The sequence below is a fragment of the Streptomyces sp. NPDC002573 genome, assembly GCF_042889625.1.
Taxonomy (GTDB): domain Bacteria; phylum Actinomycetota; class Actinomycetes; order Streptomycetales; family Streptomycetaceae; genus Streptomyces; species Streptomyces gibsoniae.
In genome coordinates this window covers 1-11,806 of the sequence record NZ_JBIARC010000133.1, presented here as the reverse complement: position 1 = coordinate 11,806, position 11,806 = coordinate 1, and the positions used below count along the sequence as shown (strand labels likewise).

The 11,806-nt window shown below is 67.2% G+C and carries 13 protein-coding genes and 1 pseudogene; 6 read left to right on the top strand and 8 right to left on the bottom strand.

Annotated elements, in window-relative coordinates:
- Positions 1 to 24 precede the first annotated feature (24 nt).
- The 4 genes and pseudogenes from ACFYX0_RS44640 to ACFYX0_RS44625 all read right to left on the bottom strand — a co-directional run bounded on the left by ACFYX0_RS44640 (position 25) and on the right by ACFYX0_RS44625 (position 3,216).
- Positions 25 to 600, bottom strand: coding sequence for a PAS domain-containing protein (locus ACFYX0_RS44640; protein ID WP_388980761.1), 576 nt, complete (start codon positions 598 to 600; stop codon positions 25 to 27).
- Positions 601 to 1,298: 698 nt separating this feature from the next.
- Positions 1,299 to 1,609: pseudogene (locus ACFYX0_RS44635) on the bottom strand (replication-relaxation family protein); the annotation flags it as partial.
- Between the two features lie 419 nt (positions 1,610 to 2,028).
- Entirely contained in the window at positions 2,029 to 2,721 is a 693-nt protein-coding gene (locus ACFYX0_RS44630) for a hypothetical protein (protein ID WP_388980758.1), read from the bottom strand.
- A 117-nt stretch (positions 2,722 to 2,838) separates the two neighbouring features.
- A complete protein-coding gene (locus tag ACFYX0_RS44625) occupies positions 2,839 to 3,216 on the bottom strand; it encodes a hypothetical protein (RefSeq protein WP_388980755.1) in 378 nt (125 codons plus the stop codon).
- 94 nt (positions 3,217 to 3,310) lie between these two features.
- Here ACFYX0_RS44625 and ACFYX0_RS44620 point away from each other — a divergent pair, with 94 nt between their 5' ends.
- Positions 3,311 to 5,008, top strand: a complete 1,698-nt coding sequence (locus ACFYX0_RS44620) for an IS1634 family transposase (RefSeq protein WP_355923241.1) — start codon at positions 3,311 to 3,313, stop codon at positions 5,006 to 5,008.
- A gap of 170 nt (positions 5,009 to 5,178) precedes the next feature.
- Here ACFYX0_RS44620 and ACFYX0_RS44615 read toward each other — a convergent pair whose 3' ends face one another.
- Entirely contained in the window at positions 5,179 to 5,484 is a 306-nt protein-coding gene (locus ACFYX0_RS44615; protein WP_388980752.1) for a hypothetical protein, read from the bottom strand.
- Positions 5,485 to 5,586: 102 nt separating this feature from the next.
- Between ACFYX0_RS44615 and ACFYX0_RS44610 the strand changes: the two genes are divergently transcribed.
- Complete coding sequence (locus tag ACFYX0_RS44610) at positions 5,587 to 6,165, top strand: suppressor of fused domain protein (protein ID WP_388980749.1); 579 nt, start codon at positions 5,587 to 5,589, stop codon at positions 6,163 to 6,165.
- A gap of 212 nt (positions 6,166 to 6,377) precedes the next feature.
- Here the strand turns inward: ACFYX0_RS44610 and ACFYX0_RS44605 are convergent, their stop codons facing one another.
- Positions 6,378 to 7,769 (bottom strand): ISL3 family transposase, encoded by a 1,392-nt coding sequence (locus ACFYX0_RS44605; protein ID WP_388980746.1) that lies wholly within the window; start codon positions 7,767 to 7,769, stop codon positions 6,378 to 6,380.
- A 214-nt stretch (positions 7,770 to 7,983) separates the two neighbouring features.
- Between ACFYX0_RS44605 and ACFYX0_RS44600 the strand changes: the two genes are divergently transcribed.
- The 3 genes from ACFYX0_RS44600 to ACFYX0_RS44590 all read left to right on the top strand — a co-directional run bounded on the left by ACFYX0_RS44600 (position 7,984) and on the right by ACFYX0_RS44590 (position 9,637).
- Positions 7,984 to 8,457, top strand: a complete 474-nt coding sequence (locus tag ACFYX0_RS44600) for a hypothetical protein (RefSeq protein ID WP_388980743.1) — start codon at positions 7,984 to 7,986, stop codon at positions 8,455 to 8,457.
- 287 nt (positions 8,458 to 8,744) lie between these two features.
- Positions 8,745 to 8,909: a hypothetical protein gene (locus ACFYX0_RS44595; protein ID WP_388980741.1), complete on the top strand. Its 165-nt coding sequence runs from the start codon at positions 8,745 to 8,747 to the stop codon at positions 8,907 to 8,909.
- A gap of 83 nt (positions 8,910 to 8,992) precedes the next feature.
- Positions 8,993 to 9,637 (top strand): hypothetical protein, encoded by a 645-nt coding sequence (locus ACFYX0_RS44590; protein ID WP_388980738.1) that lies wholly within the window; start codon positions 8,993 to 8,995, stop codon positions 9,635 to 9,637.
- A gap of 156 nt (positions 9,638 to 9,793) precedes the next feature.
- On the opposite strand, the gene ACFYX0_RS44585 is transcribed toward ACFYX0_RS44590, so the two are convergent.
- Positions 9,794 to 10,648 carry a Scr1 family TA system antitoxin-like transcriptional regulator gene (locus tag ACFYX0_RS44585; RefSeq protein ID WP_388980735.1) on the bottom strand — a complete coding sequence of 285 codons (855 nt, stop codon included), beginning with the start codon at positions 10,646 to 10,648 and terminating at the stop codon, positions 9,794 to 9,796.
- A gap of 13 nt (positions 10,649 to 10,661) precedes the next feature.
- Positions 10,662 to 11,405 carry a DUF6879 family protein gene (locus ACFYX0_RS44580; RefSeq protein WP_388980732.1) on the bottom strand — a complete coding sequence of 248 codons (744 nt, stop codon included), beginning with the start codon at positions 11,403 to 11,405 and terminating at the stop codon, positions 10,662 to 10,664.
- A gap of 171 nt (positions 11,406 to 11,576) precedes the next feature.
- On the opposite strand from ACFYX0_RS44580, the gene ACFYX0_RS44575 reads away from it, so the two are divergent.
- Positions 11,577 to 11,783: a hypothetical protein gene (locus tag ACFYX0_RS44575; protein WP_388980729.1), complete on the top strand. Its 207-nt coding sequence runs from the start codon at positions 11,577 to 11,579 to the stop codon at positions 11,781 to 11,783.
- The last annotated feature ends 23 nt before the right edge of the window (positions 11,784 to 11,806 follow it).

The window sequence follows — 11,806 nt, the reverse complement described above, 5'->3', positions numbered from 1 at the left end:
CCTCACGCCAGCTGATCAACCCAGCTACCGCAACGAGACAGTCACCACGCCGGACACGGCGCTCTCACCGACCTCACTCAACAAGAAACGCACCCAGTCCGGCACCACCTCCCGCACCAGTTCCTCGCAGGTGACCACCACGTCGAGGGTCCGTCCCACGTGCTCGCGCACCGAGCCGAGGACGCGCAGACGGACGCGTGCCTTTTCGCGTTCGGTGACATCGAGCATCTCCGCCAACACCCCCAAGATCCTCCCCTGCGGGTCCTCCAGACGAGACACCGAGACGGAGAACAGGTACTCCGGCCCCGGCGCGCCCTTCGGACGCACCCCCACCAGTCGTCCCCGCGCGGGCGCGCCGCTCTCCAGCACGCCGCCCACCATCGCCTTCACTTCACCGGGTGCGGAAAGGTCATATACGTCGGTGAAGTGTCGGCCGATGATCTGTTCAGGTGGCGCTTCGTGCAGAAACGGGCTGGTGAAGTTGCTGCGAAGGATTCGCAGCTCCGTGTCCAAGATCAGCAGGCCTGTGGGGGACTGGCGGAACAGGGCTCCCAGTACCGCAGCATCCTCGACGGGCGAGATGGCTTCGTTGTGCGCCACGGCAACCCACCTCCACTATCCAGCCTGCTCCTGGCTCCCATGCGCCGCCCCCTCGCATCGCAGGGCGTGTCGGACATGTGCACATCGGCGGGCAGAGGTCGACCCTCAGTACAGGCTGGCGACCGCGGTCCGGTGCAGGAACTCCTCGGCCCGGTCCCAGGACCAGCCAGACAGACCGGTGGGTGCGGCGGTGCGCGCACATCCTGGAGGAAGGTGCGGGCCAGGTCGCGGGCGACAGCGATGTCCTCGCTGCCTTCGAACGCGCCGGACACCAAGATGACGTCCTACGCGCCAAGCGGCAGCTGACTGGCCGCGATGGCGTCGGGCGTGCTGACTGTGGCGCAAGTTCCTGCGAACACCAACGGTCCACGTTCCGTTTAGCCCACCTCGACAGTTGCACACGCTGGATCGTGCTCCGGCTAGGCGCGCTCGCGCAGTGACTGGCGCAGTTTGAGTAGGTGAAGTGCGGGAGATATCTCCCGATGTGATCGGCGGACTCAGGAGACCGCTGACACCAGTCGCGGTAAGTGGTTCAAGCATGCGCTCGGCTGTGGTTTCCCAGCCGAGCGTTTTGCATGGGCGGCCATCTTTGCTACCGAGGTCGGCGTGGCGGTCCGCCGGTCGACGACGACGATCTGTGCTACTGAACTTGATTGGGTGAGGCCGGATAGTTCGGCGTGTACTCCCCGGCCACGAGGCGTGTGCGGGGTCTTCAGTGACGCTGCTGTGGTCGAGGTGATGGGGTAGGGCGGCCGCCCCCGCAGAACGGGCAGGCCGCGGGTGAGCCGTGCGCCTTCCTGCGTGAGATACCAGGCGTTGGTACGCGACCGGCTTGCATCCGGTAGCACCGTGCGGTCGATGAAACCGTCGGAGCGCAGCTTGTTCAGGACTCGGGACAGCAGCTGCCGCGTGGCGTCCGGCCGCAGCATGCGGCGCAACTGGCTGGTGGTGGCGATGCGGTCGCGGCCAGGGCCTGGTGACGCAGCGGTTCGGCGGGGCTGAGGGCCAAGCCGGGCTGGGCGACCGGCCGGGATGCTCGGTGTGGGGCTGGGCATGGGCATTCTTTGAGGAAATCCGTGGTCCCCGTCCCAACCCTCGACCACGAAGGCCCGACCATGGTCACGAACGCGGAACAGTCTCGTGGTCGGGCTTCATGACCCCGACCACGAGCCCCGCCCGCGCGCGAGGACAGCCTGCTTTGGGCACGCTGGCCAGCCTCGGCAAGGTCGGCTCGCGCACGCGGAGGGCAGTGCCAGAGGAAGTTCGGCGATGGCCGGTCCGCAGCAGCCGGCGGCTGCTGCGGGGCGTGGTGGCGAGCCACGTCATGCCGGCCATCGTGCGGCATCCGGTCCGCAGGGGATCAACAACCCGTAACCGGATGCCGCGTCTATGGGGGCGGTGGGCCGAAGCGGCCACTTGCCGGTTGTGTTACTTGGCTTTGCGCTGCGCGGCTTGTTCAAGGATGCGCCGGCGGGTCCACCGGCGGCGTCCGCCCTTCTCGGAAAGGGTGTCCACAGTCTTCAGCAGGGGCAGGTTGCCCTGGCCCAGACTGCTGCTGAAGGAGTTCACGCTTTTGAATCCGAGCAGGGCTGCTGCCTGCGATGCGCCCAGCAGCTCATCTGGGTCACCGTCGACGGGTACGTCGGGCAGGGCGGGTGCTGCGCGTTGGATGCTGCGCTTTCCGCTGCCCGGGCGGGTGTCTTTCCAGTCCAGGAGCGTCTGCACGCGCCACTTCGGTCGGCGGTAGGGCCTCTCCGCAGTGCCCAGTTCCTCGACGACGTCGGGATCGGGGAAGTAGCCGGGGTGGTCCCGCACATAAGTGTTGACCTGCTGAGGGTTTTTGTAGCCGAGGAACCTGGAGGCCTGTGCTCCGGTGAGCAGTTCGTCAGGGTCGAGTGTCGGTGGCTTGTACTGATGCAGGCGGGGCGGCTTCCGCTGGGTGAACCACTCGTCGACTTCGCTCTTGTCCCACTGGCGGGCACGGCCGCGGTGGCCGACGACCTCTGGGAAACCGTTGGTCTCCCGTTCGAGGTATAGCGCGCTGATGCGTGCGGGCGTCAGCCCGCGCTCGGCGGCGATCTCTGCAGTCTCGACGAGGTGCGGCGTGGATCGGGCAGCCATGACCTGAAGCGTCCCATCGCGTCGCGAGGAGCCGGCCTGCCCGGCTCGCAACGCATATAATGGCGTATGTTCTAGGTGGGTGTCCAGCTGTCCGAGGCGTCCAGGCCGTGTCCGGCTTCATTCCTCCGGGATGAGGCTGACCCCTCGACGGGCGGCGTCTTCTGCCATCTGTGAATAGGCCATGGCCGCTGGGGTCATCTCCCACTCGGTCAGGGCAAGCAGCAGGAGCAGCTCGTCGCGGTCCTGGGATGCGTCGCAGGGCATGCCGGCCGCGTTCGCGGCCGCCACGAGATCCCGGGTGGACAGCCCGGCGAAGCGGGCCGCCACTGTGTGGCGTAGGCCCTCGAGGCCCTGCTGGTACAGCTCGTTCGCTTCGCGTAGGAGCAGCACCAGGTCCTCGCCGTGGCGGGCCGGTGCGGCCGCGGCGAGGTCGAGCCTGAGTTCCGCAGTTCGTGGGCATGTGCCGGGCTGCTGAGCGGAGTTGTTGCAGGTCACGGGGGTGCGAGTATCTGCGAGGCTCGAAAGGTGTGGGCACACGTTTTAAGGTCTTGATTTTGGTTTTCCTGGGCAGGTCGTTCATGCTGTGGGCATGTACTTGCGGACCACTCAGCGGAAGAAGAAGGACGGCAGCGCGGTCCGCTACGTGCAGCTCGCGCACAACCGTCGGGTCAACGGCACCACGCAGGCCGAGGTGCTGCACAACTTCGGCCGGGAGGACCAGCTCGACACCGACGGTCTGCGTCGTCTGGTCTCCTCGATCAACCGCTACCTGGGCGAGGACGGCGCCGATGCCGCCGCCCCCGCGGCCGGCGGCGGGCTGGAAGTCACCGGATCGCGCCCGCTCGGAGCGGTGTGGTTGCTCCAGGGGCTGTGGCGGCAGCTGGAGATCGATGGTGCGCTGAAGAAGATCCTGGGCGAACGCCGCTTCCGCACCGACGTGGAGCGGGTGCTGTTCGCGCTGGTCACCAACCGAGCCATCGCTCCGGCTTCCAAGCTCTCCGCCGCGGAGTGGGCCAGCCGCGACGCTGCGATACCGGGCCTGACCGCGATGGACGAGGACCAGGCCTACCGAGCGATGGACCTGCTGGTGGAGGCCGACGCCCAGGCCGAAGTGCAGGAAGCGGTGTTCTTCGCGGTCGCCAACCTGCTCAACCTCGAGGTAGACCTGCTGTTCTTCGACACGACCAACACGTACTTCGAACGCGACGAGGAGGACGAGGGCGAGGAGCCTTTCCGGGCCTACGGCAAGAGCAAGGACCACCGCGACGACCTCCCTCAGATCACCATCGGACTGGCCGTCACCAAGGAAGGCGTACCGGTTCGCTGCTGGGTCTGGCCCGGAGGGACCAACGACCAGACGATCCTGCCGCAGGTCAAGGACGACATGCGCGACTGGAAGCTCGGCCGGGTGATCACCGTGGTCGACCGCGGGTTCTCCAGTGCGGACAACCTGGCCTACCTCACCCGAGCCGGCGGCCACTACATCGCCGGGATGCGCATGCGTGACGGCAGCGACCTGGCGGAGGCCGCCCTCGCCCGCCAGGGCCGCTACCAACAGGTCCGCGACAACCTGCGGGTCAAGGAGGTCAAGCTCGACCAGGCCCCCGGCCGGCGCTTCGTGATCTGCCACAACCCCGCCCAGGAGGAACGCGACCGTCACCGCCGCGAGGAGGCCCTGACCCGCATCGAGGCCGAACTGGAGCGTATCCGTGCCCAGCGTGAGCGGGATGCCAAGCGTCTGACCTCGGCCAAGGCACGTGAGCGTGCCGAAGCCGCCCACGTCCGCGCCGAGTGCGCCCTGATTGAACACCCCGCCCTCAAGCGGTGGTTGAGGACGTCGAAGAACGGGCGGCTCGCTATCGACCGCGCCAAGGTCAAGGCCGAAGCGCGGCTGGACGGCAAGTACCTGCTGACCACATCCGATCCGCACCTGACCGCCGAGGACGTCGCGGTCGGCTACAAGGCTCTCCTGGAAGCGGAACGGGGCTTCCGCGATCTCAAAACGGTCCTGGAGCTCCGGCCGGTCTTCCATCGCCTTGAGCACCGTATCCGCGCCCATGTGCTGCTGTGCTGGCTCGCCCTGCTGCTGATCCGCGTCGCCGAACGCTCAACCGGCAGCACCTGGAACCGCATCAGCACTGAACTCGGCCGTGTCCACGAGGTCACCCTGATCGGCGAGGCCGGGAAAATCACCCAGACCACCCCGCTCGCCCCCGAGCAAGCCGCTTTCTATCGCGGCTGCGGCATCAAGCCCCCGCCCCGGATCACCACCGCAGACCCAGCCTGACCAGCACCGACCCGGCCGCGTGGGCACACGCCCACCCGGCCAAAAATCACGCGTTCCCCCAGCTCAGAGCCAGTTTCATGCTTCGACGTGTGCCCGCCAACTGCGGAAGCCAGGTCGAGGAGGCGCTGGGTGGCAGTCGTCACCATCAGAAGTATGCCTTTCAGGAAGGATTAGTGACGGCCTGAAGTCTCAGTGCGGTGAGGCACAGCCATCACACAGCGACCGACGGTCGCGACGGCCAGGTCGGGCCCCTTGCAGGGCTCCAACGCCAGGGCCGCCCGAACCTGCTTCCGCAGGGCGGTGAACTCCGGGCCAGCGTCCGGACAGACGATGCCGGGGTCGGGAGCCCCGCAGGTCGCGGCGTGCCGGATCAAGTCGGTGATATGCCAGTCGGCGCGAAAGCTGTCGCCATGGGTCTGCTCGACCTCGGCGTACAGGTCGGCCAGCCGCGGCCGCCGGCCGATGGAGAGCAGCACCGGTGTCGACGATCACGTAATTCGGCTCTGGCGAAGATCTTGTGATCCACCAGTTCTGGAGCCGATCCGAGGGGCGTCGCTGGTCTCGGGCATGATGATCGGATGCCCAACACCACTGCGCGCTCCGCGCTGCTCGATCATCTCCGCAGGACACTCCCGGGCCGTGTCGTTGATGAGGTCCCGGGGGTCGACGGGCGCATCGAGGACCGCGTGCCTGGATTTCGGGTGTTCCGGGTCCACCCCGCTCACCCTGGCGATTGGTGGCTGTATGTGACATCAGGATGTTGGGAATCGACGCAACACGACGGCCATGGGGTCGAGTTCTTCCTTGCCGCGCCGCGCGACGAGTGGCTCAATCTGGAGAGCGTCACTATGAATGCGTACTACCACTGCGGGCCGGTTCACCAACGACTGGATGTCGGACACACTGTGCCGATTGGTAGACCATGGCTCGACGACTCGGACTGCGATCACTACCTGGTGAGTCTGCCTTACCCATTCGGACCCGAGTTCGAGATCTGCAAGTGGGGAGATGGTTCCCATGCCCAGATCCTGTGGCTGTTGCCGATCACCAAGGCTGAGAAGGACTTCCGGTGTGAGGCCGGGTTGGAGGCGTTGGAGAGCCGATTCGAGGAACTGGGGATCGACCCCGTTGATCCCCAGCGAGCGTCCGTGGTCTGAGTCGCGCAGCCGAACAGCGCGGTCCCCACGCAGTCATGTCGAGAGAAGGACCCGTTTGCGGAGCAGGTCGAGGTTGGCTCGGCCATAGCCCTTTCGCTTGAGGAGCGAATGATTCGCGTGACGTGGCCTTCGACCTGGCCCGAGCTCCAGGAGCTTGATAAACCTGCGACGACGGCGTCCTGGTCCCGGCGCAAGCCGGTGACCAGGGCGGTTCACAGAGCCGGTAGGTCGTCGGCGAGGACACGCATTATCCAGTCAGGCAGTAGATCGCTGCGTCGGTCGTGAAGCATGGCGGCGAAGTCCCGGACATGTGTGGCCGCGGCGTCGAGGTGCAGGCAGACGGCCCGGATCTCCTTGAGTTCCTGGGCGTCGCCGGCAGAGAGGCGTTGCGGGTTGGTCATGATCCATCGAGCTACACGGCGGGGCCGTGGGGCGGGCCGTGATGCGGCGGGAAACCCGCCTTCCTTCGCCTGTCGGAGGTAGCGGCGGACGGTCTGGATATCCCCGGGGAAGCCAAGCTCTTGAACTTCGCGGTGGAGCCGGGGGATGTCATGACAGCCCTCGTTCCAGCGTTGGTGCAGGTGGGGCTTGTACCCGTCAAGGATGGACTGCCGGTTGGCCGCCTTGACCAGCAGCCCGTCGACACTGGTGGCGCGAGCGAAGCGGCGCACAGTGGAGTGGTCCAGCCGCATTTCCCGGCTGATCGCCCTCAGAGACTTTCCCTCGGCTATCCGTTCCTGCACCGCCACGTAGCGTTCCTTGGTACGGGCGACCAGGCGCCGCGGGCGGCCAAGGCAGTCGCGCATTCCATCCGGAGGGTCGAAGGACCGCTGGTTGTCGTGTGCCGTGCCCGGCTCAGCAGATGGGCTTGTCGCGAACGCGGACCGGATGCAGCTGTGATGCGACCCGACGGTCTTCTCCACCGCCTCGGCGAGGTTCCGCCACAGGTGCCAGCCGTCGGCAACCTGAATGGCCTGCGGGGCGCCGGTCCTGGCACCTTCGGCGTAGGCGCTGGCCCGGTCCCGGCAGACAATCTCAATCTCTGGGTGCCCGGCCAACCAGGCGGCCAGCGGTTCGGCTTCCCTCCTCGGTAGGACGTCGATCGGCCGACGGGCCTTCAGGTCGACCAAGACAGTGGCGTACGAGTCACCCTTGCGCAGTGCGAAGTCGTCCACCCCGAGCACCCGCACATGACTTACGGGAGGATCGGGCACGGCCCGCAGCAGTTGCAGCAGGGTGTCCTTCGCAGCGCGCATACCCAGCATGGCGGCCAGGCGGGCGCCAGGACGGCCAGCGAGCGTGCACGCGATGGACAACAGCACCGACCGCAGAAGCGGGGTCTTCTGCGCGTGTGGCCTGGTCAGCCCCTCGATCTGCTCGGCGAACGTCACAGCAGCGCAGCTGCCATTCAGAGAGCGGAACCGGCGGACGGACAGCTCGAGGACCACGGCCCTGCCCCCGATCGCCGCATTCGCCAGACGCCGTACGTACCGACCGTGCACCCGACCCGACATCTCGAAGCAGTGCGGGCATCGCGCCCTGGCCGACCGAGCGCGGGCATGTACGACGATCTGGACCGCCGACTGCTGGACGAACTCGACCACCACACCAGCCAAATGAGGGAGAAACGCCTCAAGGGTTCGCGAACCGCACGCCTGACATAGTGGCAGTTCGCTCCTGCAGCACGGGCACAGTCACAAGATCTTTGCCAGAGCCCCTAATTCCCCAGGGCAAAGTTCACGTAATTCACCAGGGGCCGGTCTCTGGGAAGCGGTCATGAGGCTGCGCAAGTCAGGGTCGTTTGGTTGAGTGTCCGCCGTGGAGACGCAGGTATGGACATCGCTGCTCGGTGTCGCGCTCGGGGGCGGACTGTCCTATCTCGCTCAGATCACCGCTGGCCGGCAGGCCAGTCGGAGCGAGGACAAGCGACAGGCGACTGAAGTGGCTGAGGCTCGACGGGCCGAGCGGCTCGAGCTGTTGCGCGAGTTCATCAGCCTCACGCAACAAGGGATACGGCTCGCTGAAGAGCGCGAGGACGCCCCTGACTGGGACGCAGCCGCGACGCCCGAGTGGCTTGCGGCTGCGCGGGGCTTGATCGACCAGCTCTGGACGTGCGAGCGGATGATCCAGGTCCTCTTTCCTCCGGACGCCTACCAGCGTGCCCAGGACTATGCGAGCGCAGTGGACCAGGTGCTGTGGCGCGAATACGAGCACAATGACGCCTCCCTGTGGGACGTCTTGCAAGGCCCACAGACCGCGTTCCTGCAAGCCGCCCACGGGAAGTTCGGCTGACCAGTCAGCCCGACTTGTTGAGGGGGTTCGTTCGAGCACGGTCAGCAGCATCACCGGTGGTCAGCGTCCCGGTGAGGAATCGTGACCGCGGGGGTGGGGAATTGCGTGACGCTGATCATGCAGATGCTGGGGAATTACCTGACCGACGACACACATCGGTCCGGGAGGCGAAGACACACGGCGAGCACGAGCAGCATGTCGGGAGGTTCCGGCCCACTCGCCAGCGCCGGGCACTGAGTCGTACGTCCAGCAGTACGGTACCGGCGCGTCGGCGTGCCACTCCTTGATTGCGTCGGTCGACCAGTCCCGCCTGGGAGAAGGCGCAGATCGTCTGCCTCGAAGTCCCCGGCCTGCGCCGCGCGGCGGCCGGCATAGAGCATCAGCCGGACATCGACGCTGGTATCGCCCGCCTCAGGGAGAACGCCCGCAAGAGGGCCGAGAAGAGCAAGTAACTACGCCCTGGGGGACGGCGGCAGCCACCACGCGTCCGCCGTCCCCGGGCTTCCCAGCCCAGCAAAAGGCAGGAATCACCAGCATGACGAACAACGTCGTCCAGCTCCACAAGGACACGCCACGGGACGACCAGGACGCCCCCGCCCCGCAGGCGGCCACAGACCGTCCCGAGGCGTACCGCCCACGCCACCGGGTCCGCATCGACTCGCTGCGCCGCGTGTTCGTCGACACCCGCCAGCATGACACCTACCGGTTCACCGTCCGGCGCCTACGTGTGGGGCGGTACCCGCATCCTCGCCCACCGCACGTGGGAGGCCCGCACCACGGCCATGCACCACCGCATGATGCGGATCGCCGAGGCGGCCGGAAACGAGGAGATGGTGACCAAGTGGGAGCGGCCTACGCCTACCGCTTCGCTCGCCACAAGCGGCGCATGGACCTGCTGCAGATGGCCCTCAACGCACCCAAGGCCCTGTTCTCGGGTGTTGTGGCCGCGGCCGGGCTGCTGCTTGCCCTCGGAATCGTGATCGCCTGGTACAACCACAACGTCCGTGACGTACTGGCCCCGCTCAATGCGGTCATCCAGTTCGTCGGCTGGGTGGCGTTCCTGGCATCGGTGATCTGGGAACCGCTGCTGTACTCGATGCCGCTCCTTGTCCTGGTCGGCGTCTGGTCGGTCGGTCGCAGCCAGCGCAGCCGGTTGAGGGAGGTGAGGGAGGCGGCGTGAGGGAGGCCGTGGGAAACGGGAAACAGGCGGTTCGGCCTCCCTCACCGCGCCTCCCCCGGGCCCTGGACGCCCGCTGTCGGACCCGCCCGGTAGCGTGACGCAGGAACAGCCCCCAGCACGGCGTGACGGCCGTCTGGGGGCGTTTTCGTCATGCCCTCAGCGCGGCCCCGTGATGGATCGCCGGGCTCGGTTGATCACGTTGTGAGCATCCGCCCCGTACACCGCGGACTGCCGCAGGGTCTCCCAGACCCGCATGTAGGTGGTAACGGACTCGGCGTCGTCCAACCACAGCTCTGCATGCCAGTCCTCGGCGATCACGAGCCGGTCGTCCAAGACCCAGAAGCCGTTGGCGGCGGGAATCCTCAGCGACGCCGTGAGGGGGATGACCCCCAGCTCAACGGTGTCCATCCCGATCACGCCGGAGAGCCTGTCCAGTTGGCTGGCGAGGGCCGACGGGGGGCAGATCAGGGCGTGCAGTGCCGCCTCCCACACGAGGGCGTGGAACCGGCGGCCCGCCTCGTAGAGCCATTCCTGCCGCCGCATGCGGGCTCGGACCGCGGCATCGGTGTCGCGGACCGAGCCCTGTAGTTCGGCGTAGCGCAGGAAGATGTGCCGCGCGTAGTCGGCGGTTTGCAGCATGCCCGGGATCACGGACTCTTCCCACGCGTAGATCGCCGTGGAGCGACCGACCTCGATGTTCCAACTGTCCTGGACGGGCCGGTGCCCGGCAGCCAACTGCCGGCGCCAGGAGCGGATGTGCGACTCGAAGCCGTGGAGCCGGGCCAACAGTTCGTCGGTGACGTCCGGTTGGCCGACGGCTTCGGCCCACGCACGCAGATCCTCGCTGCTGGCGGTCTGGCGGCCGCCCTCCAGTTTGTACACCTTGGAGTGCGGCCAGCCGAGCCGCTGGGCGAGCTGGGGGCCGGTGAGCCGTCCGCCGGCAGCCCCGAGGCGCAGCTCCCTCAGGCGTAGGCCGAGGGCCTCGCGGGCCTGCTGGTAGTCGGTGCTCACCGGCGGCCCGCGGTCAGTCGCGCAGCTGCGCGGTGAACTCGGTGCAGGGGATGGCGCCGTGCATGGCGCGGTCGCGGATCTGGCAGTACCGCAGTACCTCGGCGGGCTCGGTGATGATCTCGACGTCGTGGAACACGTCCTGTTCGTCGATGTTCAGTCGTGCAACGAGGCGGCTGTCGAAGATCCAGAAGTCTTCCGTGCCGAGCAAGCGGGCGTCGGCCTCGCTGCGGGGGAGGCAACGGATGTCCTCGCCGGCCGCGGTGTTGCGGGGCGAGTCGGCAAGGAGGAAGAGCTGGCCTTCGGTGGGCGGTTCGTCGATGATCCGGACCCGTCCGACGGTCTTGTCCGCGAGGACCTGGCGGCGGATGTTCCTGGACCATTCGTCGTCGTAGTCGAGGGTGATGCCGCCGGTCTCGACGAACTCTGTATAGGTCGGATCCTCCCGGTCCGAGGCATAGCCGCGGCGCGTCTCAAGCCGCCAGGCCGTGTGCTCGAACGTCTCGAAGAGCCGGCCGAACTCCTCGAGTCCGATCACCTTGGGCACGCGGTCCATCTCCTTCGGGCCATGGTTGACGAGCAGTTCACGCGGCACGACCACCGCGACGTCGTCGGGGCCGAAATGCCGGAGCTGGGCGACGTCTTCGGGGTCGGTGAGCGGGGTGCCTTGGACCACGATCTCACCCGTGGCCACGTCCTCATGCACGGCGGGGCATCCGCCGTTCTTGCTGTCGGTGCCGTTGAAGCGGAGCTGTCGCATGTTCGCCTCCCTGATGGGGTCCGGTCGTCATCAGCTCACCAGCCCTCATGTCTCCGGACTACAGCGTGCACCCCCCTACTTGAGACCACACGAGAACATTCGGCCAGAATGCGAGAACATTTGAGAACATCACCTCGCGACCGTCGGCACCACGCTCTTACGGTCCCGGTCATGGACACGCGACCGTCGCAAGACGTCGACCCCTTCACTGCCATGGAGTCCCTGCGGGCAGCGCTCGACACGGCAGGGATCGTGCTGCCGTCGCTCGCTGTGGACCCGTCCGCGCCGAGCCTGCGCCTGGTCGAGCTCGGCCGCGTCCGCGCCGACGTGGCCATGCGCCTCGCCGCCGCGCTCCAAGGACGGGAGGCGGCGGCATGAGCAGCACTATGCAGGAGATCCCG